Below are 25,501 nucleotides of genomic sequence, written 5' to 3' on the forward strand. Positions count from 1 at the left end.
GTGGTGGAAGTTGCCGGGTGTGGCCTGCCCACACCGTGCGGCTCTGGCAGCGATGCTAACCCGCGTTTATTCCCCACACGAGGCCAGCCCGTACGTCACGGAAGTCATACTGACTTACTTGCAGTGGAATCGTAGAGCTTTACATCCGGCTCTATGGTAAAAATTCACGCTCAGCTTTCTCCAACCGCTCGTCGATTCCCATATCGGCAATCTCGTACCGGCCTACCGTCCATCTCTTGCAGCAACACCACCCCATGAAGTTACTGATGGCACTGACACGACACCTTTTCGTGAGCTTAGGCAACGCGCTGCCCAGGTACGACCCTTTCAATCACATCCGTGCTTCGCTATACCGCAAGGCCGGCATGTCTATTGGCAAAAACGTGACGATCGTCGGGCCGTTGACCGTAGAGCGGAGCTTGAACGAGGAAGCAATTCGCGGCATCTCGATCGGAGACCGGACGTATCTCAACGCTGATACGCGTCTCGCCTGTCGCAACAGCCGGATCTCGATCGGCATCGACGTGCTGATCGGGCCGCACGTATCGTTCGAGACGGCGACGCACGATATCGTGTTCGTCCCCAAACTCGGGCGGAGGCTGGACCACCATGAGATTCGCGTCGAAAACAAGGTTTGGATCGGTGCGGGGGCGACGATCCTGCCCGGAGTGACGATTCACGAGGCAGCGGTGGTTGCAGCCGGTGCCGTGGTCACGAAGAATGTGCCGGCCTATACGCTCGTCGGCGGCGTGCCGGCGCGAAAAATCAAGGATATCGCCCGCACGTAACGGCGCGCTCGCGCCGCGTTACGTCGGCGGTACTACAACAATCCGATCGTTTCCCGACGTGGCCGATTCAACGGCGTCAGTTGGCGCGAGACGGCCGCATCGGATCGAAGCCGCGCTTAAGGGTTTCCCTACCGCAAGATCAGCATCGCCCTGATCTTTTTTCTTCATGCCCTGACAGCGCCGCGATAACCGTCCACATACGATGGGACACGCATCCATTGGTCTGCTTTCGAGCGCCACCATGGTCTCCCTCTCTGTATGTGCAAAAAAAATGCGACTAAGCCAATGGCCAATGGCCAATGACACGAAGTGAGACCTCGCCGGCTACCTATATAGCGGCGACGCGGCATTTATCCGGTGCAACGCAACTCGGGGTGCGGACACGTCATCCGCGTTCCCCGATATCAGCAAGACGCCTCGTTAGCGAAACTCAAACAGATTTGCGAGGACAAGACGCATGCCGCCGTTCAATGAGCGCAACCCCGTGGAAGATAAGAACCATTGCGAGAGGCCGCCCCTGCATTGGAAAACATACTGGGAGAACGAATTACGGCCGGACGATCATGCGCAACTCGCTGAGTTCTTTCGAGTTGTTTACGGGGCCGTGAACCGGTCGAACGCGCAAATTTTCGAAGGCAACCGCAGTTGGGCCGGGGCGCGGCCCGAACTGCGAATCATCGGTTACGACGCGCGCGGAGTCGCCGCCCATTACGGCGTGCTGCGCAGGTTCATCAGAATCGGCACGGTCGATCAGTTCGTTGCCGAAGTGGGGCTGTACGCGGTTCGATCCGATCTCGAAGGTTCCGGAATCAGTCGCCACGCCGCAATGAACGTCGTCTATCCGACGCTACGAATGCTGAAGGTTCCTTTCGGGTTCGGGACGGTACGTCATGAGTTGAGACGGCATCTCGAACGAATGGGACGACATGGGCACGGGCGTGTTCTGTCGGGCATGCGCGTGCGATCCACGGCCCCGCAAGTGGCGTTCGAAACCCCGCAGATGCGGGTTGAAGACGTGCTGGTTGCTGTCATTCCGATCGAATGCTCGATGGACGATTGGCCTGCTGGCACGCTCATCGACCGCAACGGGCCGGAGCTATGACGCGCATCCGCGAACGACGCTCCTTGTGCTGCGCATCGGCTGCGTTTGAACTGGACAGTACTGAAGCCAGGGAACGGGCGCAGGCGATTTTCCTGACGTTCGATGACGGGCCCAATCCGTTTTCCACGCCCGACTTGCTCGACGTGCTCGCGGAGCACGAGGTCACCGCTACCTTCTGCGTCATTGGCGCTTACGCAGCCGAATATCCCGACCTGATCCGCAGGATCGTTGCGCAAGGCCACGGGCTGGTCAATCACACCATGACGCATCCGGACTTCTCTGAATGCACACCGGACGAGATCGACCGGCAGATAGGCGGGGCGAACGAAGTCATCGCGTCGATCTGCCCGCAGGCATCCCTACATTACGTGCGCGCGCCGTACGGAATCTGGACAGCGCAAGCGCGGGCCGCATCGGCGAGGCTGGGACTCGAACCGCTGACCTGGACCATAGATCCATGCGACTGGTCATGCCCTGGCGTCGACGCAATCGAACAGGCCGTACTGGACGCTGCCTGCCCCGGCGCCGTCATTCTGCTGCACGACGGTTGCCCGCCGGACGAACTGCCGCCGGACGGTCATCGCGGCTTGCGTGACCAGACCATCATGGCGGTCCGCCGGCTGATTCCGGCGCTGCATGATCGCGGCTTCGTATTTGCGCCGCTCCCCTGTCGCTGCGCGACATCACCTCGCAATACCCACATTGACATGCCATGAGCACGCTCGCTATCGTCGGCGCGATCGCTGTCCTGTCGTATGCGACGCTCGCCATCGGCTACAAAGGCATGCAGGCGCTATACATTCTGCGGGCCGGGCGTTCGACCCGCGCGCGGTGCGCGGCACCGCGCGCAAGCTGGCCGAGTGTCGACGTGATTGTCCCGTGCTACAACGAGGCCCCGGCCGTCCTCGCGGCGTGTTTGCGTTCGCTGGCGGCGCAGGACTACCCGGGCACGTTGCGCGTCTATCTCGTGGACGATGGTTCCAGCAATCGGGATGTCGTCGTGCCAGTGCACGAAACATGGGCCGACGACCCAAGGTTCGCCTTCGTTCTGCTTCCGCGCAATGTCGGCAAGCGCAAGGCCCAGATCGCCGCGATACATCGCTCGACCGGCGAGCTGGTGATAAACGTCGACTCGGACACCGTCATCGCCGCGGATGTCGTGCGCAAGTTGGTCGACGCGATGGCCGATCCCACCGTCGGTGCCGCCATGGGTCAACTGGTCGCGCAAAACCGGAGCGCCACCTGGCTCACGCGGCTGATCGACATGGAGTACTGGATCGCATGCAACGAGGAGCGCACGGCGCAGGCCCATTTTGGCGCCGTCATGTGTTGCTGCGGCCCATGTGCGATCTACCGCCGGTCCGCCATCGCCAGCGTGCTCGAGCAATACGAGACGCAGTATTTCCGCGGAAGACGGAGCGATTTCGGCGAGGACCGCCACCTGACGATTCTCATGCTGATGGCGGGACTGCGCACGGTGTATGTTCCCGATGCGATAGCGGCGACCGTGGTGCCGGAGCGATTTGGGCCTTATCTGCTGCAACAGCTTCGCTGGGCGCGCAGCACCTACCGCGACTCGCTGCTTGCGAGGCGCCTGCTGCCACGCCTCGATCGCTATATCACCGTCGACACGATTGGCCTGCAACTCGGTCCGCTGTTGCTGGCGTTCTCGGTGCTGACGGCATTCGCGCAAATTGCGTTGAGCGCGACTATTCCGTGGTGTGCGATCGTCGTCCTCACCGCGATGACCGTCCTGCGCTGCGGCGTTGTCGCGTGGCGCGCCCGGCAACTGAGATTTTTAGGCTTTACGGTGCATACCTTCGTCAACATTTTCATGCTGCTGCCGGTGAAGGCATGGGCGCTGTTGACGCTCGACAACAGCAATTGGCTGTCGCGCACGACACGTGCGACTGCGCCCGACGAGCACAAAGCGCAAATGCCGGATGCCGCTTACGACGGGGAAATCGTTGTCTGCTCGCAGGCCGAGTCGACGGAGCCCATGTGATGAGGCCAGAGGCCCATCCGGTCTTCATGTGTCGCCCGACCTGCTCACGCCTTTTTTATCGACACCATGGCCTCACCTGCGATAGAGCTAAATAGAGTCGTCAAGACGTATGGCGGTAAGACGGTTGTCGATGCGCTGTCGCTGACGGTGCCGCGAGGACAATGCTTTGGACTTCTCGGACCGAACGGGGCGGGCAAGACCACGACGATGCGCATGCTGCTGGGGATGGCCCCTGCGGATGCGGGCACGATCGCCGTGCTCGGCAGCCGGATTCCCGCGTACGCAGATCTGGCGCGGACACGCGTTGGCGTGGTGCCGCAATTCGACAATCTCGATCTCGAGCTTTCAGTGCGGGAGAATCTGCTCGTGTTTGGCCGCTATTTCGGCATGAGCGCACGAAAAATCGCGTCGGTGATCCCTGAGCTGCTGGAATTCGCGTGCCTCGAAAGCAAGGCCGACGCCCGGGTTGCCGAGCTGTCGGGGGGCATGAAGCGACGTCTCACGCTCGTGCGCGCCTTGGTCAACGATCCGGATTTGCTGGTCCTCGACGAGCCGACGACGGGGCTCGATCCGCAGACGCGGCATCTGATCTGGGGGCGCTTGCGTGAACTGGTGGCACGCGGCAAGACAATTTTCTTGACCACGCACTTCATGGAGGAAGCCGAGAGGATGTGCGATGCCCTGTGTGTGCTCGAAAAAGGGCGAAAGATCGCTGAAGGAAGACCGAGCATCCTGATCGAGGAGCAGATCGGTGCCGATGTCATCGAGATTTACGGCCCCACGCCGCCTGGACTGCGCGCACGAATCGCTCCCCACGCGGCGCATATCGAATCCGCTGGAACCACGCTGTTTTGCTACGCACCCGACGTCGAGGCGGTTCGACGCGAACTACGCGGCTGTGCCGGACTGCGATTCGCACAGCGGCCCGCCAATCTCGAAGACGTCTTCCTGCGCCTGACTGGCCGGGAACTGCGGGACTGAACCCATGAGCGATTCGCGCCTGCCCGTGTGGCCAAGGAATGCCTGGAACTGGGGCGCCGTTTGGCGCCGAAACTTCCTGGCCTGGAAGAGGCTGGCATTCGCCTCCATGGTCGGCAGTCTCGCCGATCCGATGATGTATCTTTTCGGGCTCGGCCTGGGCCTTGGAGCCATGGTCGGGCGCGTCGACGGCACGTCGTATATCGCGTTTCTCGCAGGCGGCATGGTCGCATCGAGCGCGATGCTGACGGCAAGCTTCGAAACGATCTACGCGAGCTTCTCTCGCATGCACGTTCAGCGCAACTGGGACGCGATCCTGCACACCCGCTTGACACTCGGCGACGTCGTGCTGGGCGAAGTCGTGTGGGCCGGTAGCAAGGCGCTGTTGTCCGGCACCGCAATCATGCTGGTTTCGGCAGTCATGGGTTACTCGGCGTGGCCCGCAATGCTCTTCTCCTTGCCCATCATTGCCATTACCGGCCTGGCTTTCGCGGCCCTCGCGATGATCGTGGTTGCGGTCTCGCCGAGCTACGACTACTTCGTCTTTTATCAAACGCTCGTATTGACGCCGATGTTGTTCTTCTGCGGCGGCGTGTTTCCAATCGCTCGATTGCCGCATGGTTTTCGGCAGGTCGCGGATCTGCTCCCGCTCACCCATGCGGTAGCGCTCATCCGTCCGCTCATGCTCGGACGTGTCCCCGACGAGGGTTGGTGGCACACGGGGTCGCTCTGTGTGTATGCGCTGTGTGCGTTTCTCCTCTCGACCGCGCTCCTTCGTCGGCGTCTCATGCGCTGAACAGACGCGCGCGAACGCATTTTCGGATGGTTGAGTCTCTTCCCGCTTTATCGCGGTGGAATTGACCGGCAAGGGACGCACTGAGACAGCGGATCATCAGCCATCTGAAGCAGCCGATGCGAGAGCATCCAAACACGCGAGCGCGGCTACTGCGCGATCTGCAGATCCGCCATCGTCGCCGCAAGAAAACGCGCCGCCTCGCCACCCGTGACGACCCGATGGTCGAATGTCAGACTCAGCGGCAAGATCCGATGCACGGCGGGAACGCCGGCTACCGCCACGACCTGCTCGTGAATGCGGCCGGCTCCGAGAATCGCGACAGTGGGCGGCACGACAATTGGAGCCGCATATTTACCGGCGATCATGCCGAAGTTCGATAGCGTGATCGTATTGCCGCGCAGTTCTTCCGGTGGGATCCTGCGTGCCCGGATGTCGGCTCGCATCCGGTCGAGCCCGCCGCGCAGATTCGCTGCGTCGCGATGCGCGACGTCGCGCAACACCGGCACGAAGAGGCCATCCGGCAGATCGACCGCGATGCCGAGATCGATCTTCTCCAGCACGTGGCGCCGCCCCGTGTGTCCCTCGAACCATGCGTTGAGCCCCGGCTCGGCGCGGCATCCGGCCACCAGCGCACGGATCAGCCGGATCGTGACATCGGTGTGCGGCGGCCATGCGTCGATGTCGGCGTCGTCGATGACGGTCGCCGCCGCCACTTCGCTCTGCGCGCGCGCCATGTTCTGCGCCATCGCGCGCCGCACGCCACGCAGCACTTCGGGTGGCCCGAGCGCGGCGAGAACCTTCTCGACGCGCTGCACGTCAGCCGCCGTGACGACACCGTCCGGCCCCGATGGCGTCACCATCGCCAGATCGATATCCAGCTTGCGCGCGAGCGCTCGCGCCGCCGGGACCGCCTTGATAACGCCGGCACCCGCACCCATGCCGCCGCCAGGCGCCGCCGGCGCTTCGCGCACCACATGCTGGCCGACCTCCATGTGGCCGACCACGGTGCCGGCATCGGCTTCGTCGCTTTCTCCTTCGAATGCGGCGAGCGGCGCGCCCAGATGCACGACGTCGCCCGGCTGGCCGAACAGCTTCGCGATACGGCCGGATTGAGGCGATGGAATTTCGACGATCGCTTTCGCCGTTTCGACCGACAACAGGGGTTGATCCGCGCGAACCTCGTCGCCGCTCGTGACGTGCCACTCGACGATCTCCGCTTCCTGCAAGCCTTCTCCGAGATCGGGCAGTTTGAAGACTTTCATGGCTTCACGACGCCTCCAGAGTCTGCCTGGCCGCGGCGACGATCCGCTCCGTGCCTGGCATATATTGATTCTCGAGTCTGTACAGCGGCACCACCACGTCGTATCCGGTGACGCGCTGCACCGGCGCGAGCAGCGAGTACAGTCCGTGCTCGGCGATATTGGCGGCAATTTCCGCGCCGACCCCTCCGGCTCGCGAGCCTTCGTGCACGATCACACAGCGTCCGGTTTTCGCCACCGACGCGAGAATGGTGTTCATGTCGAGCGGTTTGAGCGTCGCCACGTCGATCACCTCGACCGTCACACCTTCCTGCGCAAGCAGATCGGCGGCGGCCTGCACTTCCTGCAATGCGCCCCCCCAGCTCACCATGGTGAGGTCCGACCCAACGCGCAACATCAGGCAGCTATCGAGCGGCAACGCTTCGCCGTTATCCTCGACTGGCTGCCTGAAGAGCCGGTAGAGTCGCGTCGGCTCGAAGAAGATCACTGGATCCGGGTCGCGGATCGACGCGAGCAGCAAACCATACGCGCGTGCAGGAGACGACGGTGTCACGACGCGCACTCCGGGGATGTTGGCGAACAATGCTTCAGGGTTTTCGGAATGATGCTCCGGCGCGTGAATCCCTGCGCCGCACGGCGCACGAATCACGAGCGGGCACGTCAGCCGTCCGCGTGTTCGATGCCGCAGACGCGACGCGTGATTCAGAACATGATCGATGACCGGATAGATGAACCCGCTGAACTGGATCTCCGCGACCGGCTTCAAGCCCATCGCCGCCATGCCGATCGCGGTGCCGGCGATGCCGGTTTCAGCCAAGGGCGTATCGATCACCCGCTGCGCACCGAATCGCGCCTGTAAGCCGATCGTCGCGCGGAACACGCCGCCGTTCACGCCGATATCCTCGCCGAGCAGCACGACGTCTGGATCGTGCGCCAGTTCGTAGGCGAGCGCCTGATTCAGCGCTTCGACCATGTTCAGATCAGCCATGGCGGTTCCCCGCGGGAGGCGCGAATCGCCGCGCCATCGCCAGTTGCTCACGCATCGCCAACGGCAAGGTCTCGTACAGATGATCGAACATGGCGGAGGTGTCCGGCGGTGGTTGCGCCAGATACGCGTCGACGGCCTGCTCGACCTGCGCAAGACACGCGCGGCCGAGTTGCTCGTCCTGCGCCTTGTCCCAGACGTTCGCGCGCATCAGGTAAGTTCGCAAGCGCAGCAACGGTTCGTACGTCCATTGCTTGCTGAGGTCCTCGGCGTCGCGATAGCGTGTCGCGTCGTCGGCTGTCGTGTGATCGCCAAGGCGATAGCTGAGCGCTTCGATCAGCGTCGGGCCATCGCCGCGGCGAGCCTTGGCGAGCGCCGCGTGGACCACCTGATGCACCGCGATCACGTCGTTGCCGTCGACCTGCAGCCCATCGATTCCCGCAGCAATCGCTTTTTGCGCGAGCGTTTGCGCGGCGCTCTGGCGGCTGCGTGGCACGGAGATCGCCCACTGGTTGTTATTGACCACGAGAACGAGCGGAGCCTGCCAGACACCGGCCATGTTCATTGCCTCGTAGAAGTCGCCCTTGGACGTGCCGCCGTCGCCGAATATCGACACCGCGACGCGCGGTTCGCGACGCAACTGGAACGCGTAGGCCGCGCCGGCGGCATGGCATACCTGCGTGCCGATCGGCACACAGTTCGGGAAATCGTGGCGGGGCACGCTGAAGTCGCTGCCGCGTTCGTCGCCGCCCCAATACAGCAGACTTTCCGTCATGGTGACGCCGCGCAGCAATTGCGCCGCGTGATCGCGATACGAAGGAAACAGCACGTCGTCAGGCTGCATTGCGCTGGCGACGCCGACACCAATCGCCTCCTGGCCGACTGACGATGCGAAGGTGCCGAGCTTGCCGGTGCGCTGAAGCGCGACCGCCTTGGTGTCGAACGCCCGTGTCAGCACCATCGCGCGATAAAGGGGAATCAGCGCCGTCGGGTCCTGTGCGAACGCAGGCAACGGCTGAACAGGCTCACCGTCGGGGCCAAGGTATTGCGTGTAGCCGATATGAAAACTGGCAGTCGCGGTCATGACCGCCCTCCATGTTCATTCAGATATCGTATCCGTGTCGGAGTTCACGTGCATGAGCGCTACCGCACGAACACCGCTGCCTTGCGCACGCGAACCGCAGCGCGTGCGAACCCGATTCTGGACGATGCCGGCGTGCACCAAGGGGCTACTGGCTCGCCTCGTTATTCACAGGCAGCAAGTGAGCCGGGCATACGAACCGACCCCAATGCACGATTGCCGCGTTGCATCATCGGATGAATGGCACGCGCCATCGATTGAGTGTGCCCGGTGTGTGTTGCGGCTCCGCGGATGCCTGCCATAACCGATACAGGGACCGATACACGGCAACGCCTCGCACCGCCACTTTTGTTCGCGCGGAACTTATGTCACGATAAAAGTCTCGCTTCGATTTCCGTCAAGACTCGCGCAGAGCGCGCACCGACGAACGGCTGCGGTCACGGACAAGGTACGAAGCGTGGCGATGAGCGACTTCAACGTGCTGAACACCACCTCGAGAGCTTTGAACAAGGCGGCTTGGACTTCGGCCCCGCGTGGCCTGTTGGCACTCTTGCTCATCGCCTTGATCTTCCCACCGGGCCCGGCATCCACTGTTGCCGCCGAGGAGCGCGCCATGACTCTCACGCTGACGTCGCAAGCCTTCCAGCAGAACGGGGAGATTCCCCCACACAATACCTGCCAGGGCGCCGATGTTTCCCCGCCGCTCACGTGGTCCGGCGTGCCTTCGAACGCAAAAAGCCTGGCGCTGATCGTCGACGACCCCGATGCGCCGGACCCGGCCGCGCCGAAAATGACTTGGGTACATTGGGTGCTTTACAACATCCCGCCGACGGCCATCGGGCTATCCGAGGGCGCTGCTGCGGGCGGATTGCCGCGCGGCACGCTCGAAGGCACCAATGACTTCAAACGCGCTGCTTACGGCGGCCCGTGCCCGCCAGTGGGACGCCACCGCTATTTCCACAAGCTGTATGCGCTCGACACCGTGCTGCCCGATTTGAAAAGCCCCAGCAAGGCGGCGCTCGAAAAGGCCATGCAGGGGCACTTACTGGCGCACGCCGAACTGATCGGCACCTATCAGAAGCGATGAGCGAAAGCGTTGTTGCATAACTCGCGTTTGAAGACGACGCAACTCCGACATGGCTGACTTCATGCAAATTCGCACGCGTGAAGATCAAGACGCGAACATCCGCCTCGATTTTCGGAGATGCGGCAGTGATTACTGACGGATCGCGAAGACGTGTTCGTTCGCCGGATCGGGGGGGCCTAAAGTCTGGTCGTTTGCTCTGCTTTTGGGCGCACGCCGCGGCCGTTCTAGCGCCGAGTGACGCTGAACCGTCGGCGAAACTCACCGGGGGTGAGCCCCGTGACTCTGATGAAAATCTTGCGAAACGCGCCGGCGTCTCCGTAGCCCACTTCCCATGCAATCGTCTCGATGCTCGACGTCGTGAACTGCAGCCTTTCGCGCGCTTTGCCGACGCGCAACTGCTGACAGTAGTCGATGGCCGTCAGCCCGGTTGCCTTCCTGAATCGTCGCAGGAAGGTTCGCTCTTCGAGTCCGGCAGATGAGGCGAGCGACGCAAGAGTGATTTCTTTGGCCCCGGTAGCCTGGAGCCAATGCTGCGCTTTCAGCACGGCGGCGTCGCCGTGGGTCAGGTTCGGGGAGAAAGCGCTGTAATAGCGTTGCTCGCGCCCGGGAGGATCCACCAGAAGAAACCGAGCCGTCTCGGCCATGATGGTCGGCCCCAGAAAACGGTCGACCAGCTTCAGACCCAGGTCGATCCATGCCATCAAACCGCCGGCGCAGATAATATCGCCATCATCGATGATGAGCCTGTCGATATCGAGGCGCACATCTGGAAACCGCGTGCGGAAGATGTCGGCGTGAGCCCAGTGCGTCGTCGCCGTCCGTCCGTTGAGAAGCCCTGTTTCAGCCAGCAGGAAAGCGCCTCCGCACATGGAGCCGAGCGTCGTCCCCGTCTGATGATGTTCGACTAACCAGTCAACGAATGGCGCCGCGTCGTCGTGACTGATCTGTCCGCCAAGGCTTGGCGGCAACAGAATGACTGCAGGCGACCTGTCTGCATTTTCGCCCTTGCCAGAGTCTCTGACAGGTGCCTTGCCGCGTGTACGGGTTCGCCACTGACTGACCAGCAGAAGGGCCGATCCCTCACTGTGACGTTGCGCGACGAAGCCATTCGCGACTTCGAACAGGTCACTCAGACCATGTATCGCCGCGAGTTGCGCGCCCGGATAGTGGACGATGCCAATTTCGATTGTCGGATGTAAAGCCATGTGTCGGTATTGCCACGTTTAATGTCGATTTCGACACTGGTGATGATCCTGCGCGAGCCTCATGATGTCCAGACTTTTCCGTCGTCAACCAGAGGGGCGTGCAATGGCAGATCAGGTAGCTGAAAGCGTGATGGCGATTCCGGAGTGGCGGATCGCCGGCGAGTGGTTAGACGTGTGCTCGTGTAACACACCCTGTCCCTGCACCTTCGCGCAAGCTCCGACCGGCAATCACTGTGAAGTGCTATGGGCGTACAGAATCAATGAAGGCTACTACGGCAAGACGCCGATGGCGGGCCTGAAGGTGGTCCTCCTTTCCGGCTTTACCGGAAATCTTTGGGATGGCGCCAAGCTCGAGACAGGGGTGTTCTTTGACGAAGCCGCGAACGAGGATCAGAGGCGGGCGCTCGTGGCGATCTTCACGGGCCAGGCTGGAGGTTGGATGACACAGTTCGTGCCGGCCAAGGTAAGCGCGGTGCGGGGCGTGGAGTTCGCCAACATCTCGGTGGAGATCGACGGCTCGCTGGAACACTGGAGCGTGACGGTGGGCGACAAGGTGGATGCGAGCGGCGTCGCGCTGAGCGGGCCAACCTCGGATCCGACGAAACGGCTGCAAAGCTTCAACCCGCCGGGCAGCGAAGTCGGTCCGACCGACGGAGCCGTGACGTGGGGCAAGAGCGTGAATGGCCGTTGGAAAGGATTCGGCTTTGACCAGAACATCCCGGCGGGTCAGGCGAGCAAGCATATCCCGTTCGACTGGCATGGTCCGGACGCGCCATGAGGGCCGTTCCTTCCTTATCGCGATCAGCGGTGTCCGCGTTAGGCCGGGGCCAACCCGTACTCGGCTGGACGATGGTCGTCCTGCTAGCCAGCCTCGCAGCCTGGCTCGGCGTACTGGTATTCATGGCCGGCATGGACGAGGGACCGGGAACGCCGCAACACAACTTGCCGGCCTTTCTCGTCGGCTGGGTAGTCATGCTGACCGCGATGATGCTGCCGTCGGAATTGAATTACGTCGCGGCATTCGCGGCAGTGCTCAGGTCGCGTAACGGGGTATCGGTCGCGCCTGTGCGTCTCGTCGCCAGCTTCATTGCAGGCTACGGCGTCGCGTGGATCGCCTACGGCCTTGCCGCATACCTCCTGGATTTGCTGGTTCGAACTATCAGCCCGGAAATGATCGCGTGGAATCGCGCGGGTCCGTACATTGCCGGGACGGTGTTGGTCATCGCTGGTGTCTATCAGATCTCGTCCCTGAAGCATGTGTGCCTGACGGGATGCCGCACGCCTCTTTCGTTTTTTGGGCGCTACTGGCGGGAAGGTAGCGCGGGCGCCGTTGCCATGGGTGTCCGGCACGGCCTGGTATGCGTCGGCTGCTGCTGGGCTTTGATGGCAGTGATGTTCGCGGTCGGCGTCATGAGCCTCACCTGGATGGCATTGCTGACACTGTTTATGTTCGCTGAGAAGGTTTTGCCCAAGGGCGAGAAGCTGGCAATTCCAATCGCCAGCTTTCTCTGGGCAATGGGAATCTGGATTGCGGTGTCGCCCGCGACGGCGCCGCTGCTCAAAAATCCCATGATGTTTGCCGGTATATGCCAGGGGAACTGATCGCAGGCAACTGCGCTTCGTTTGAACCACGATAACTTGGCGGGTATCGAGAGCACAACTTCATTCGCGCTGAAGGACGAACGCAGTGTCGGCAGCGACCGCGTGTCAAAGTCACAGCGCTCTTACTTTGCAGTCACACATCATTTTGGAGCAGGAAAATGACGATGAAGTACAGCGAATTTGAATTCAGGACGCAACCCTGGTTTGACCAGGATAATTTTCAGGGCTTCAACGAAGTCATCCCGATGAAGACGATGATCATCTGCTGTTTCGATCCGCGAGCGTCGGAAGTACCCCAGGTGGTCGCCAAACATTTCGGTGATGAGATTTACCCGGGCGAGAACATTCTTGACGAACGTGGCAACAAGATCGGACATACCCGGACGCTGTTTGCTGTTTACTGCGCGGCAGGTCGTGCCGCGTCAGGTTTGCAGTCGGCCGCAACGATGGACTACCTGTTCAGCGTGCAGAACATCGTCGTCGTCCACCACTCATTCTGCGGCGCCACGGCCTTCAGGCCTGACCAGCTCATCGGGAAGTACCACGACTGCCATCACACCGACATCTCGACGATGTTCGATCACGATAGTCTCGCGATCATGAACTATGAGGAATCGCTCAGGCACGACGTGAAGCTGCTTCGCGACAGCCCTGCCGTGCCGAAACATATCAAGCTGTATGGCTTTTTCTACGAGATCAACAGCGGTGAGTTGATCGAGGTCGTGCGCGACGTGCCGTCTCGCGACGGTACCGGGCGTATCGCCTGATACTTTTCTTGAATCTGCTCGTCTTCTGCCATCGAAGCACGCGCGCGGGTATCGCACCGGCAGTGCAGGATAAGCAGCTAATGTCAACCGGACTGCATCGGCTCGGCGCTTTTGCCGAAGCGCCGAGCGTACTCTGTGGGGCTCACGCCGAAGCGGCGTGTGAATGCCTTCCTTAGCACGTCGACGCTGTGGTAACCGTTCCGACGACAGACGTCGTGCATCGATCGCTCGCCAAGCGCAAGTGAACGGCAAACGGATTCCAGCCGGACGTTTTCGACATATCTTGCGGGCGTGGTCTGCAATTCTCGTTGAAACATGCGTATCAACGTTCTGACGCTCGTTGAAGCTCTGGCTGCCATGACCTCGACTGTGAGATCCATATGCAGATGCTCACCGATCCAGAGGCATAACTCGCCGAGACCTGGGCTGTGCGCGCTCTGTGACTGAAGTGCGAAGCTGAACTGCGCCTGTCCGCCGGGGCGACGGAAGAACAGGACCAGATTCTTCGCAATCTCCAAGGCGAAGTCATTTCCCAGATCTTCGCTGACCAGCGAGAGCGCGAGGTCGATTCCAGACGATATGCCGGCCGACGTGTACACATTGCCGTCTTTCACCCAGATAGGAGCCGGGTCGACCCGTACCTTGGGATAGCGCTCCGCCAGGCGCCGTGCCACGCCCCAATGCGTCGTCGCCCTGCGTCCGTCCAGCAGGCCTGCGGCAGCCAGGGCGAATGCTCCAACACATATGGAGCACACGCGACGTACTGTCGGTGAGCGGGTCCGGATCCAGTCTATCGCTGCCTGATCGATCTGTTCGAACGTCCTGGAGCCCGCAGTCACGAGTAAGGTATCAATCGGCTTGTTCGCATGACCCTCCTGCTCGAGCGTGCTATGGCCTTTGAGGCCAATACCTGTTTCGCTGTCCAGGTGCACATCAACCGCTGAGCAAACCAGCTCCAGCACGTATGGGGCAGATTCACCGCCGTGCAGTTGATTCGCCCAGGCGAATACTTCCGCTGGACCGATCACGTCGAGCGCATCCACCGGTGGCAGACCCAATATGACGACGCGCTTCTGTCCCGGCTCTGCAGGCGGGGCGACCGGTTTCGTCCGTTTTCTCATTGAAAGAGGCGCTGCGTATCGGGACATAGGGAGAACGATTGTGGCAGAAATCGTCCGCGATCTGTCAATTGAGCTATTGACGAACCGCCTACACTGGATCGCTCTGTAAGTTCGCATGACCCGGAGGGTATGCAATGCGTCAACGTGTGATTGTGGGGGAGGTGAGTGCTCCAGATTCGGAGATCGCCACGAAGGCGGCTTTGCTCGTCGAGCGCGTCCATTCCAGAGCGATGATGCATCACGTGCATCGGACATGGTGGTTCGCCGAATTCCTGGGTAGGAAGCGAGGTTTGAAATACGATCGGGAAGTGGTGTATCTCGCATCGCTGCTTCACGACCTTGGCCTTACGGATGAATTTTCTGCCGACCAACGCTTTGAGGTGGATGGTGCCGACGCGGCCAGCCGCCTTTTGCTGGCCCATGACTACCCGGAAGCGAAAACGCAACTCGTGTGGGACGCCATCGCGCTTCACTCCGCTGGCGGCCTCGCCGACCGCAAGCAGCCGGAAATCGCTCTCGTCTATATGGGCGCACATCTCGACGTCTTCGGACTGTTTCTGGACGAAGTCACGCCGTCGCTGATCGATGACACGCTCGCGCTCTATCCGCGCGTTGGATTTAAAGCGGCGTTTACCGAAGCGCTGGCTGAAGTCGCCAGAAGAAAACCCCATACGACCGTCGGTACCGGGATCGCCGATATCGGCCGTCGCCATGTACACGGTTTCGAGATTCCGAACGTGTGCGACCTGATTAATGATGCACCGTTTGAAAGCTGAGGTAGCGCACCGCTGGCGCGCTCTCCGCCAGGCGGCCGCGCTCCTGTTTCTGCATTACTAAGGCGGGTCAAGCCGAAGCTGGGATGGCGTGTTCCGTGACCTGGCGGGCCGATATCGGTCGGTAGCTATGGATCACCGCGGTTGGGGTCCCGAAGGTCAAGAGGAGATGCGCTCATGGCAATCCGTCTTTACGGAGCACAAACAGGCAACAGCCGAAGAGCGGCCATCGCCCTGGAAGAGGCTGGCATTTCGTATTCCGTCAGCCGGGTGGATTTGAGGGCCGGGGAACACAAGACTGCTGCGTTCCGGGAGCTTAATCCGCGTGGCCTTGTCCCGATCATGGTCGAAGAAGGCAAGGCAGGGACGGGCCTCGTCGTTACCCAATCGAACGCGATCATGTTCTATGCGGCGAGTCGATCGCGGGAGAGGCTAACGCCCGATCCGGGCCAGGAGGTAGCCTTGTTTTTCGATCGTCTGTTCTATTTCATTACCGAAGTGATTGCGCCGAACGGCAGTGCTTTCGCGCTTACGCAACAAGGCAACGAACCGGGCGCTCAATTTCTTGCTGCTCGTTCCATCGAGGCGCTCGTTCAGGCCGAACCATTCTTGGTCGACGCCCCCTATATCGCCGGTGATAGGTTCACACTCGCAGACATCGCGGCCTATACGTGTGCCTTTGCTGTGAGGCAGGACCTCGATTGGTCCGAACTCCCTCTGCTTCGCGCCTGGTACGCAAGGATCAGTGCGCGGCCAGGCGTCGTTCGCGGCATGGCAGCTTTTTAGCGCGGCCTTCTTCCAGGCTCCGTGAGAGGCGAGGTGTTTCGCTCAAGGCGAACAGAAGCTGTCCGCAAAAAAACTTGCATATAGGAGCATATGCTTCTATAGTGCCTCACATGAGCCAATGCTCTTAACCCTTCGGAGGATCAAAACCATGAACGAATCGACCATTCTTGTAAGCGGCGCAACCGGCCGTACCGGCGGTGCAGCCCTCGACGAATTGCTGCGGATGGGTAAGCGCGTCCGCGCTTACGTGCGCTCGGATGATGAACGCGCAGCGGCGCTGCGGGCGCGCGGCGTTGACATCGCTGTCGGGGATTTCACCGACATCGACGACATCCGCGCAGCCATGGAGGGTGTCAGCTCCGCCTACTTCCTTCACCCGATCGCACCGGGGATTGTCGGAGCGGCAGCCTATTTCGCGCTGGCCGCGAAGGAAGCCGGCGTCGCTGCGATCGTCAACATGTCGCAGATTTCAGCGCGGCGCGAGTCGACCAGCCATGCCGCGCAGGACCACTGGATTTCCGAGCGGGTCTTCGACTGGTCCGGTGTGCCTACCACGCATCTGCGCCCCACATTCTTTGCGGATTGGCTCGTCTATCCGCATTTTGCAAAGCAAATCTGGGCCCGGAAGAAAATCGATTTTCCGTTCGAAAACGGTCGCCACGCTCCAATCAGCTCGGACGACCAGGGCAGGGTCATCGCTCACATTCTGGCGAATCCGGCAGAGCATGGCGGCAAGACCTACACGCTCCACGGCCCGGTCGAGATGAACCACACGGAAATCGCCGCAGCCATGAGTGAGGTGCTCGGCGCGACGATCGAATACGCCCCGACTTCGATCGAGGATTTCAAGCAACAGATGGAGCAGGTGTACAAGTTCCCTCCGTTCCTTGTGCAGCACCTCGTTGAAGTCGCGCAGCACTATCGTGAAGGGGTGTTCCAGGGTACTAACGATGCCGTCGAGAAAATCACCGGCACGCCGGCGCTTTCGGTCCCGGCGTTCATCGGAAAATACCGGAGCGCGTTTGCCTGACGAACGCGCGAGGCGCCTGGGCAATTTAACCAACGTTGAGGAAGACACGAGATGCTGCCGGAAAACCAACCCATCGGGATCGATCAATGCAACTGCTTTACGGTGAGGAAGGCCGCCCGTCAGATCTCGCGCCTTTACGACGCTTTTCTCCAGCCGTCCGGCCTTCGCATCACGCAGTTTCTCATCCTGGCGACCCTGAATGAGCAGCAGAGCGCTTCGGTCAATGCGCTCGCCGAGCGACTCGACATCGAACGGACAGCCATGGGAAAGATGATTGGCTTTCTGGAGCGCGATGGTTTCGTGACGATGCGGCCGTCTCCCACGGACGGTCGCATCCGTATCGTCGAACTCACCCCGGAGGGAACTGAACTTTTTGAACGGGCGGCGCCGCTCTGGCTTGAAGCGCAGCATCAGTTCAGCATCATGAACGGGCCCAAAAATGTGGCCTCGCTACGCCGCAATCTTTCGCGGATGAAGGTCGACAATGGGGCGGCTTCTCCCGTCGAATGATCGCCTCTCTGTTTGTTTCGTCGACTGTGCAGTTCGCATCGGCCGTACCTTGCGTTGCGATCCCAAACGTAGCCTTGCGATAAGTCAGCTTTGCAAACGGCAGACTGACCGCGCGAACGGCTTGACCATACAGAGGTAATGAAATGTCGAAGACATGGTTCATCACAGGTGCAGGTAGCGGTTTTGGCCGGGAGCTTGCAGAGCTTCTTCTCCAGCGCGGCGACCGCGTCGCGGCGACGGTTCGTAAGCCCGATGCTCTCAACGACCTTGCCGCCCAGTATGGCGAACGTCTTTGGGTCGCCATACTTGACGTCACGGACAGCTCAGCGGTGCGTAAGGTCATCGACCGCGCGTTTTCGGAACTGCAGAGTATCGACGTCGTCGTAAGCAACGCGGGCTATGCGCTCTTCGGCGCGGCGGAAGAAGTCGGCGACGCGCAGATCGAGCGGCAGATCGATACGAATCTGCTCGGTTCGATTCAGGTCGCGCGTGCGGCGATCCCGAATCTGCGGCGGCAAGGTGGCGGTCGAATCATCCAGATCTCGTCGTCGGTCGGCCAGGCGGCGTACCCGACGATGGGTGTTTACGCCGCGACAAAATGGGGCATCGAGGGTTTCTTCGAAGGCACGATGCCGGAGATCGCGCCGTTCGGCATAGAGGTAACGCTCGTTGAGCCTGGCGCATCGCGCACGAGCTTTGCCTCATCGAGCGCGGACATGGCGCAGGCATTGGACGTATATGACAAGACGCCCGCGGGCGAATTTCGCCGCATGGCCGCGACAGCCGGCCTCGCGATGTTTCCGGGCGATCCGCGCAAGGTTGCGGCGGCGATAATCGCGTCGGCGGACCTGCAGCCTGCGCCGAAGCGGCTCACGCTGGGCAGTGACGCATACGCACTCGTTCACGAAGCCCTGACCGAGCGTCTCGCCATGCTCGAGGCCCAGAAGGAACTGGCGCATTCGACCGATGTAAACGAGGCGCCGCAAGCATAGCCGCCAGCTACTTCTATACAGACCAGCCCGGCGATTCCAGAGATGAGATCCGTGCAGGTGGGCAAATTGCAGCCATTGGGGGTAGGCGATGTTCTCGTGCGGTTGATCGCACGTTCGATGGTTGGCATCCGCTCATCAAACGCTTTCATAGGTATGGCGACGAAAGCGTTTCACTTCCGTCGTGCCGGCGGCGGGATATACGGAGCTGCATTCATCACCTTTCCGATTCTCTATCAGATGTATTTCGGCGACACGTCCCACGCCGAAGCTCAGTCCGCGTTGCCCCAAAAGACACGTGGCTCCATTCATGACGTTTGACCTATCGTTTTCGATTGCTTGCGAACCTAGGATGACCTCGAGTCTCGCGAAGACTCAGGTTGTTCCGAATCACACCCAGTTCAACAGTGAGGTACGCAATCATGGTGTACGTACTCGAAATGTCTACCGATGCCGATATTCGTCAAACGCAGCTTGATGCGGCGTGGGGGAATGCGGTCACCCGATATTCATGGGCGCAGGTGAGCCACGGGGGGCTCAATATCCCCGCTGGCTCGACGATCATCGTCGTGGCGCATGGCAACGACACCGAGATCGGGAACGCGGCTCCCGGCACGGTGGATATCAATGAATCTGTTTTTCTCGCCACCGTGCATGCGTGCATGGCTGCGAACGCGGCACCGGCGCGCGTGTATTTGTCCACATGCGGCACGGGCCTCGCCATCTTTACGGCAAGGGTCCGTCTTGCGGCGACGCATAACCAGGTGTGGCATGGGGTGCAACTGTTCGGACACCACGATGCAGTCGCCGGCCCGGTGCCGCCCTCGACCGCGCTGGCGTGGACCCAGATTTTCTGAGGTTGCGGGGAAGGGTGCCAAACGCGATCCGGGCGAGTGCTGCCGGACGCAGGCGTCGCGGACGCGGCTGGCACTCCGCTCGGGGCGATGAAGCGCACGAAGTCCTCGCGACGATGATCCGCGAGCGTGATCGACATTATCAGCAACTCACCGGGCTTCTCGATCCGGACCAGCGCGCCGTAGCCCGCAAGGCTTCGAATACATGTTCAAGAAGCTTTGATGCGCAGCCTCACGAAGTTCTGCGCGTCTCGTCGAGCTACGACGTGATGACCTCGGCACATTCGATCCCGCGACGCATGACCAGCCAGCACCTTCCGCTGGAACCCAAGTTCGATAGTGGGTTCAGCGGAGACTAACGTAAAAACCCGACACAGCAACCGTCTTGGGCCATTCACCGCAGACTGTGCCGCCAGCATTACCAACAACGGGCGGATTGTGTTTTTTTCCCGCGCAAATCAGCGCCACCCTGACTTTTTGCGCTGGTCAAATACTCGACATGAAGAGAGATCGCGCAGATCCGGCGGCTTGTCCCCAGTACTGCCTTCCAGGTCTTCAGTGAAATCATCGTGCAATGCGCAGGAGCAAACAATGACCGTGGCCTTCGTGCTGCATCGCGCCGACGGCGCACCGCTTTCAACCTCGTTCCGCAGGGCCGCGTTCGGCAAGGACGACCCCTTTGGGCGAATTCGCGAAATCGCGTGGGAAGGACCGGACTCGATGATCGCGGGTCGCGCCAGCCTCATTGGCGAGCTCGACGTCGCGAGCTTTCCCCACCTTGAAACCATCGTCGTGGTCGAAGGAGAGCTCACTCTGGAAGCGGCCGGAGAGGCCCCGTTGGTGCTCGGTCCGCAAACGGGTGCGGTCATCGGGGCCGGTACGGCGCTTCGCGTCCGGGCCGAATCCCGCGTGCGTTTCGTGTTTTGCGCGGCCGCTTGCGAGAAACCGACGAAGCGCGGGCTCATCCCCCTGCGCGCCGACGCCGAGTTCAAGCCGTCCGCTTCGCTACCTGCGGAGGTGCTGCTGGGCCCGGCCCCGCAATGCCGTAGCGACAATGTCTTCACCGACGACGCCGCGGAGTACCTCGCGGGCACGTGGGATTCGACGCCCTACCACCGGGTTGTTCGCCCGCATCGCGTGAACGAGTTCATGCACCTCCTGGCCGGCAGCGTGCGGTTCGCGGCGCCGGATGGCAGCGTGCTGTCGCTCGGCGCCGGCGACGCGCTTTTCGTGCCCCTGGGCGCACCGGTCGGCTGGGAAAGCCGCGATCGGGTGGCGAAGTTCTACGTTGTTCAAAACGTCCAGGCTTCAATCGAGCGAGATTAATCATGTCCCCTCCGCTGAACCATATCGAGACTTCGCCCACGTTGCCGGCCGCGGCCGACGTGGTCGTGATCGGGGGCGGCATCATCGGCGTCTTCACTGCCTACTACCTGGCGCAGCGCGGGCTTTCAGTCGCCCTGGTCGAGAAGGGCAGGATCGGCGCCGAACAGTCGAGCCGCAATTGGGGCTGGTGCCGGCAGCAGAACCGCGACGCCCGCGAATTGCCGATGGCGAGCAAGAGCCTCGATCTCTGGGAACGCTTTGCCGCCGAAACCGGTGAAGACACCGGCTTTCATCGCTGCGGGCTGTTGTATCTGAGTAACGACGAGGCCGAGCTGTCCCGTTGGTCCAGTTGGCGTGCCTTCGCGAAGACCGCCGGAGTGACGACCTACATGCTCGACAGCCGGCAAGCCGCCCAGCGCGGGCAGGCGACCGGCCGCGCCTGGAAAGGCGGCGTCTTCTCGCCCAGCGATGGCACCGCCGATCCCGGCAAGGCTGCGCCGGCCGTGGCACGTGCGCTCATGAAGCTCGGCGGCAGCGTCCACCAGCACTGCGCGGCCCGCGGCATCGAGCTGGAGGGCGGGCGGGTCAGCGGCGTCGTCACGGAAGCCGGGGTCATCAAGACGAGGACGGCTGTGCTCGCCGGTGGCGCCTGGGCGTCCTCGTTCTGCCGCCAGCTCGGCATCCGTTTTCCCCAGGCCTCGATCCGCCAATCCATCCTTAGCGTGTCCCCCGTGGAAAATCGCTTGCCGGATGCCCTGTTCACCTCCGGCGTGTCCGTGACGCGCCGCAACGACGGACGCTACGCACTGGCGATCAGCGGACGCGCGCGCGTAGACGTGACGCCACAGTTCATGCGCTTCGCCCCGCAATTCGTGCCGATGTTCGCCAAGCGCTGGCGCAACCTTCTTCCGGGCGGCCTGGAAGGCATTCGTAGCGGCCACGAAACGCTGAAGCGGTGGCGGCTCGATGCGCCGACTCCCATGGAGCGGGTGCGCATTCTGGACCCGAAGCCCGATCTGCCGACGGTGAGGGAAACCTACCGCCGCGCCGTCGAACTGCTGCCCGAACTTGGCGAGGCAAAGATCACGCACGCGTGGGCCGGCTTCGTCGACAGCACGCCGGACGGTGTTCCCGGTATTGGCGAAGTGCCGGACATGCCGGGCTTGATTCTGGCGGCAGGCTTTTCCGGACACGGTTTCGGCATCGGTCCCGGCGCGGGCCACCTGATCGCGGACCTTGCCACCGGCGCCGAACCGATCGTGGATCCCATACCGTATCGGCCCAGCCGATTCAGCGGCTTCGCATGGGGCAAGGTCGCAGATTTCTAGGTCGCGTCATGGACGCGTTCGCGACTATCGCCGCCTGCATCACCGCACGCGAATAGTGCCGCCTTGCACCTCGGCTGTGCGCGACGACGCTAAAAAAGCGTCGTGCCGCCGAGAGAATCCGCCACGGCGCATCGCTTTCTCCCGCTTCGCGGAAGCCAGGCACTGAGTTTTCCTATGTGGCACGGCATGTGCATACAGAGCCGCATAGGATCAAAGTCGATCTAGCTTCATTCGAAGTACACGCAACAACCCCTACGGCATTTTGGACAACGGCGTCCCCCGAACCCGGTCATCTGACCGGGCTCGCGGGACGCTTTTTCTTTTGTGGAACGACGATGACGGACAAAGCAACTCGCATCGAACTCTTCAGCCTGCGCACGCCACCGATGCGCGCTTTCCATCTGACCTGGATGGCGTTTTTCGTCTGCTTCTTTGCATGGTTCGCCTGTGCGCCATTGATGCCGCTCATCAAGCGCGAGTTCGGGCTTTCCGTCGATCAGGTCGCCAATATCAGCATCGCGGCGGTCGCCGTCACGATCCTCGTGCGCCTCGTGGTGGGTCCGCTATGCGATCGCTACGGCCCGCGCAAAGTCTATTGCGGGCTGATGCTCGCGGGTGTATTTCCGCTGCTCGGCGCCGCGCTTTCCACCGGCTACGAGAGCTTCCTGTTGTGCCGTCTGTGCATCGGCGCGATCGGCGCCTGCTTCGTCATTAGCCAGTACCACACGTCCATGATGTTCGCGCCGAACGTGGTCGGCACCGCCAACGCGGCGACCGCCGGATGCGGCAATACCGGCGCGGGCGCGGCGCAAGCACTCGTGCCCTTGCTGCTGGCGGCGATCATGGCGCTCGGTGTGGAGCACGCCTCGGCATGGCGCCTCGCGCTGGTCGTGCCCGCCCTCGCGATGCCGGTCATGGCGGTGTGTTACTGGCGCTTCACGCAGGATTGCCCGCAAGGAAACTTCGCGCAATTGCGGGCGCGCGGCATTCCGATCGAGGGCGGCAAGAAGGGCGGTTGGGCGAGCTTTCGCGCGGCCTGCGCGAACTATCGCGTGTGGATGCTGTTCATCACCTACGCAGCCTGTTTCGGCGTCGAGGTTTTCATTCACAACGTCGCGGCGATCTATTACGTCGATCATTTCCATCTGTCGCTGAAGGCCGCGGGCATGGCTGCCGGCAGCTTCGGCCTGCTGGCGCTGTTTGCCCGCGCACTGGGCGGCTGGCTGTCGGACAAGGTTGCCACGCATCGAGGTCTCGGCGTCCGTTCAACCTTGCTGTTCGGGCTGATGGTCGGCGAAGGCATGGGCCTCGTGGCCTTCGCGCACGCGGACAGCATCGCTCTCGCCGTGATCGCCATGCTGGTGTTCGGTCTGTTCACGCACATGGCCTGCGGCGCGACCTACGCGCTGGTGCCGTTCATCGACCGTAAGGCGTTGGGCGGCGTGGCGGGCGTGATCGGCGCCGGTGGCAACGTCGGCGCAGTGGCCGCCGGGTTTCTGATGAAAGGCATCGGCAGCGTCCAGCAAACGCTGGCGATGCTGGGTGTCCTCGTCACGTTGTCCGCTTTGTGCGCGCTGGCAGTGCGTTTCAGCAGCGAACACACGGCACGCGAGGCGGCGCTCAGAGAGCGCGCGCTGGCCGCCGCCAGCACGCAAGGCGTTGCCAGTTGACGGACTCGCCCTCGCGCGAGCCTTCATCGATGAAGCCGCGACAAGTCGCGAAGACGAGCGCCCCACCGACTCTCGCGGCGCGAAACACGCCGCGTCTGAAGTGGCGCGTTGCACGGAGAAGGTGCTGCGTCGCACCATCATTGCGCCTCCGTGCATCGGAATGCGTCAACTCCCGCTGACCGGTCGCGCGTTGCGATATGTGTCGCGAGCCCACCGGGCGGGGCGGCGGCGCGGTTTTTCGTCGTTTGGCATGGGCTTTGCGTTGAAGAGGCGGCGGATCAAGGGCGATCCGGCCAGCTTGCAGCAATAGGTTTCTCCCCCGATCACTGTTTTTGGACAACGGCGTCCCACGAATTCAGTCGCACAGGCGATTGCATCCGCGGGACGCTTTTTTATTTTTCCGAATCACTTTCGCCATCTGCCACGCGGTGGCGAATCCAGCCCAGCACATTGAGGAAAGCGCGGTCATGAAAATCATCGTTATCGGTCACGGGATGGTCGGTCACAAACTGGTCGAATGCCTCGCGCAGGACGCGGCGCACGGCCTCGACATCACGGTGCTGTGCGAGGAACCGCGTCCCGCCTACGACCGCGTGCATCTGTCCGAATTTTTCTCGGGCAAGAGCGCGGACGACCTGTCGCTGGTCGAGCCCGGTTTCTTCGAGCGCCAGAACGTGCTGCTGAAGCTGAACGCGAAGGCCGTCTCGATCGACCGCGCCGCGCGCACCGTGACGGTATCGACCGGCGAGACGCTGCCGTACGACAGGCTGGTGTTCGCCACCGGTTCCTATCCGTTCGTGCCGCCGGTTGAAGGCCGCGAGCGCGCCGACTGCTTCGTCTACCGCACCATCGACGATCTCGAAGCGATGCAGGAATGCGGCGCGCGCTCGAAGACCGGCACGGTGGTCGGCGGCGGGCTGCTCGGTCTCGAATGCGCGAAGGCGTTGCGCGACATGGGCCTGCAGACGCACGTGGTGGAATTCGCGCCGCGCCTGATGGCCGTGCAGGTCGACGAAGGCGGCGGCCGCGTGCTGCGCACGAAGATCGAGGAACTCGGCGTGACGGTGCACACGCAGAAGAACACCACGGCGATCGTCGATGGCGAAAACGGCACGCACCGCATGCAGTTCGCCGACGGCACGCATCTCGACACGGACATGATCGTGTTCTCCGCCGGCATCCGTCCGCGCGACGACCTCGCGCGCGACAGCGGCCTGACGCTCGGCGCGCGCGGCGGCATCGTGATCGACAACGCCTGCCGCACGAGCGACCCGCACATCTACGCGATCGGCGAATGCGCGCTGTGGAACGGTCAACTGTTCGGTCTCGTCGCGCCGGGGTACGACATGGCGCGCACGGTGGCCAGGCAGTTGCTCGGCGAGCCGGCCGAATTCGCCGGCGCCGACATGAGCACGAAGCTCAAGCTGATGGGCGTGGACGTCGCGAGCATCGGCGACGC

26 protein-coding genes are annotated in these 25,501 nt (G+C 62.1%); 21 read left to right on the forward strand and 5 right to left on the reverse strand.

Annotated elements, in window-relative coordinates; genetic code table 11:
• Nucleotides 1-254 precede the first annotated feature (254 nt).
• The 6 genes from ACTJLC_RS30770 (at nt 255) to ACTJLC_RS30795 (ending at nt 5,669) form a co-directional block, all read left to right on the forward strand.
• Nucleotides 255-788, forward strand: coding sequence for an acyltransferase (locus ACTJLC_RS30770; RefSeq protein WP_310319693.1), 534 nt, complete (start codon nt 255-257; stop codon nt 786-788).
• Between the two features lie 457 nt (nt 789-1,245).
• Entirely contained in the window at nt 1,246-1,890 is a 645-nt protein-coding gene (locus ACTJLC_RS30775) for a NodA family N-acyltransferase (RefSeq protein WP_310319696.1), read from the forward strand.
• A complete protein-coding gene (gene nodB / locus ACTJLC_RS30780; RefSeq protein ID WP_310319699.1) occupies nt 1,887-2,606 on the forward strand; it encodes a chitooligosaccharide deacetylase NodB in 720 nt (239 codons plus the stop codon). The genes ACTJLC_RS30775 and nodB overlap by 4 nt, the downstream gene beginning before the upstream one ends.
• Complete coding sequence (gene nodC, locus ACTJLC_RS30785; RefSeq protein ID WP_310319702.1) at nt 2,603-3,895, forward strand: chitooligosaccharide synthase NodC; 1,293 nt, start codon at nt 2,603-2,605, stop codon at nt 3,893-3,895. The genes nodB and nodC overlap by 4 nt, the downstream gene beginning before the upstream one ends.
• A 66-nt stretch (nt 3,896-3,961) precedes the next feature.
• Nucleotides 3,962-4,876, forward strand: coding sequence for a nodulation factor ABC transporter ATP-binding protein NodI (nodI, locus tag ACTJLC_RS30790; protein WP_310136156.1), 915 nt, complete (start codon nt 3,962-3,964; stop codon nt 4,874-4,876).
• 4 nt (nt 4,877-4,880) lie between these two features.
• The gene (locus tag ACTJLC_RS30795; protein WP_310136154.1) at nt 4,881-5,669 is read left to right on the forward strand and encodes an ABC transporter permease; all 789 of its coding nucleotides are present in this window, start codon (nt 4,881-4,883) and stop codon (nt 5,667-5,669) included.
• 146 nt (nt 5,670-5,815) lie between these two features.
• Here the strand turns inward: ACTJLC_RS30795 and ACTJLC_RS30800 are convergent, their stop codons facing one another.
• Genes ACTJLC_RS30800 through pdhA form a run of 3 tightly spaced genes read right to left on the reverse strand, consistent with a single transcriptional unit; the run spans nt 5,816 to nt 8,997 of the window.
• Entirely contained in the window at nt 5,816-6,931 is a 1,116-nt protein-coding gene (locus tag ACTJLC_RS30800; RefSeq protein ID WP_310136153.1) for a dihydrolipoamide acetyltransferase family protein, read from the reverse strand.
• 4 nt (nt 6,932-6,935) lie between these two features.
• Nucleotides 6,936-7,916, reverse strand: a complete 981-nt coding sequence (locus ACTJLC_RS30805; RefSeq protein WP_310136151.1) for an alpha-ketoacid dehydrogenase subunit beta — start codon at nt 7,914-7,916, stop codon at nt 6,936-6,938.
• Nucleotides 7,909-8,997: a pyruvate dehydrogenase (acetyl-transferring) E1 component subunit alpha gene (gene pdhA, locus ACTJLC_RS30810; RefSeq protein WP_310136150.1), complete on the reverse strand. Its 1,089-nt coding sequence runs from the start codon at nt 8,995-8,997 to the stop codon at nt 7,909-7,911. Before pdhA ends, ACTJLC_RS30805 begins: the two co-directional genes overlap by 8 nt.
• Before the next feature lie 610 nt (nt 8,998-9,607).
• Between pdhA and ACTJLC_RS30815 the strand changes: the two genes are divergently transcribed.
• Nucleotides 9,608-10,081 (forward strand): YbhB/YbcL family Raf kinase inhibitor-like protein, encoded by a 474-nt coding sequence (locus ACTJLC_RS30815; protein WP_073430703.1) that lies wholly within the window; start codon nt 9,608-9,610, stop codon nt 10,079-10,081.
• A 224-nt stretch (nt 10,082-10,305) separates the two neighbouring features.
• Here the strand turns inward: ACTJLC_RS30815 and ACTJLC_RS30820 are convergent, their stop codons facing one another.
• Entirely contained in the window at nt 10,306-11,286 is a 981-nt protein-coding gene (locus tag ACTJLC_RS30820; protein ID WP_073430704.1) for a GlxA family transcriptional regulator, read from the reverse strand.
• Between the two features lie 103 nt (nt 11,287-11,389).
• Here ACTJLC_RS30820 and ACTJLC_RS30825 point away from each other — a divergent pair, with 103 nt between their 5' ends.
• From ACTJLC_RS30825 to ACTJLC_RS30835, 3 genes are all read left to right on the forward strand, one after another.
• A complete protein-coding gene (locus ACTJLC_RS30825; protein WP_200799521.1) occupies nt 11,390-12,064 on the forward strand; it encodes a DUF1326 domain-containing protein in 675 nt (224 codons plus the stop codon).
• Between the two features lie 71 nt (nt 12,065-12,135).
• The gene (locus ACTJLC_RS30830) at nt 12,136-12,888 is read left to right on the forward strand and encodes a DUF2182 domain-containing protein (RefSeq protein WP_310136148.1); all 753 of its coding nucleotides are present in this window, start codon (nt 12,136-12,138) and stop codon (nt 12,886-12,888) included.
• A gap of 164 nt (nt 12,889-13,052) precedes the next feature.
• Nucleotides 13,053-13,655, forward strand: a complete 603-nt coding sequence (locus ACTJLC_RS30835) for a carbonic anhydrase (protein ID WP_235004918.1) — start codon at nt 13,053-13,055, stop codon at nt 13,653-13,655.
• Between the two features lie 83 nt (nt 13,656-13,738).
• On the opposite strand, the gene ACTJLC_RS30840 is transcribed toward ACTJLC_RS30835, so the two are convergent.
• Nucleotides 13,739-14,776, reverse strand: coding sequence for a GlxA family transcriptional regulator (locus ACTJLC_RS30840; RefSeq protein WP_073430708.1), 1,038 nt, complete (start codon nt 14,774-14,776; stop codon nt 13,739-13,741).
• 134 nt (nt 14,777-14,910) lie between these two features.
• Here ACTJLC_RS30840 and ACTJLC_RS30845 point away from each other — a divergent pair, with 134 nt between their 5' ends.
• From ACTJLC_RS30845 to ACTJLC_RS30895, 11 genes are all read left to right on the forward strand, one after another.
• Nucleotides 14,911-15,552: an HD domain-containing protein gene (locus ACTJLC_RS30845; RefSeq protein WP_073430709.1), complete on the forward strand. Its 642-nt coding sequence runs from the start codon at nt 14,911-14,913 to the stop codon at nt 15,550-15,552.
• Between the two features lie 174 nt (nt 15,553-15,726).
• Nucleotides 15,727-16,335, forward strand: a complete 609-nt coding sequence (locus ACTJLC_RS30850) for a glutathione S-transferase family protein (RefSeq protein ID WP_073430710.1) — start codon at nt 15,727-15,729, stop codon at nt 16,333-16,335.
• Between the two features lie 148 nt (nt 16,336-16,483).
• Nucleotides 16,484-17,365, forward strand: a complete 882-nt coding sequence (locus ACTJLC_RS30855; protein ID WP_073430711.1) for an NmrA family NAD(P)-binding protein — start codon at nt 16,484-16,486, stop codon at nt 17,363-17,365.
• A gap of 51 nt (nt 17,366-17,416) precedes the next feature.
• Complete coding sequence (locus ACTJLC_RS30860; protein WP_310319708.1) at nt 17,417-17,875, forward strand: MarR family winged helix-turn-helix transcriptional regulator; 459 nt, start codon at nt 17,417-17,419, stop codon at nt 17,873-17,875.
• A gap of 143 nt (nt 17,876-18,018) precedes the next feature.
• Nucleotides 18,019-18,867, forward strand: coding sequence for an SDR family oxidoreductase (locus ACTJLC_RS30865; protein WP_083081569.1), 849 nt, complete (start codon nt 18,019-18,021; stop codon nt 18,865-18,867).
• 42 nt (nt 18,868-18,909) lie between these two features.
• Nucleotides 18,910-19,185: a hypothetical protein gene (locus tag ACTJLC_RS30870; protein WP_073430714.1), complete on the forward strand. Its 276-nt coding sequence runs from the start codon at nt 18,910-18,912 to the stop codon at nt 19,183-19,185.
• A 119-nt stretch (nt 19,186-19,304) separates the two neighbouring features.
• Nucleotides 19,305-19,721 (forward strand): hypothetical protein, encoded by a 417-nt coding sequence (locus tag ACTJLC_RS30875; RefSeq protein WP_310319711.1) that lies wholly within the window; start codon nt 19,305-19,307, stop codon nt 19,719-19,721.
• 588 nt (nt 19,722-20,309) lie between these two features.
• A complete protein-coding gene (locus ACTJLC_RS30880) occupies nt 20,310-21,044 on the forward strand; it encodes a cupin domain-containing protein (protein ID WP_310319715.1) in 735 nt (244 codons plus the stop codon).
• A gap of 2 nt (nt 21,045-21,046) precedes the next feature.
• Complete coding sequence (locus ACTJLC_RS30885; RefSeq protein ID WP_436264340.1) at nt 21,047-22,372, forward strand: NAD(P)/FAD-dependent oxidoreductase; 1,326 nt, start codon at nt 21,047-21,049, stop codon at nt 22,370-22,372.
• Nucleotides 22,373-22,707: 335 nt separating this feature from the next.
• Nucleotides 22,708-24,042, forward strand: coding sequence for an MFS transporter (locus tag ACTJLC_RS30890; RefSeq protein WP_440846215.1), 1,335 nt, complete (start codon nt 22,708-22,710; stop codon nt 24,040-24,042).
• A gap of 467 nt (nt 24,043-24,509) precedes the next feature.
• The coding region (locus ACTJLC_RS30895) for an FAD-dependent oxidoreductase (protein WP_440846217.1) at nt 24,510-25,501 on the forward strand (992 nt) is incomplete at its 3' end.

This window comes from Paraburkholderia sp. 22099, assembly GCF_052045835.1.
In the GTDB taxonomy this organism is placed as follows: Bacteria; Pseudomonadota; Gammaproteobacteria; order Burkholderiales; family Burkholderiaceae; genus Paraburkholderia; species Paraburkholderia terricola.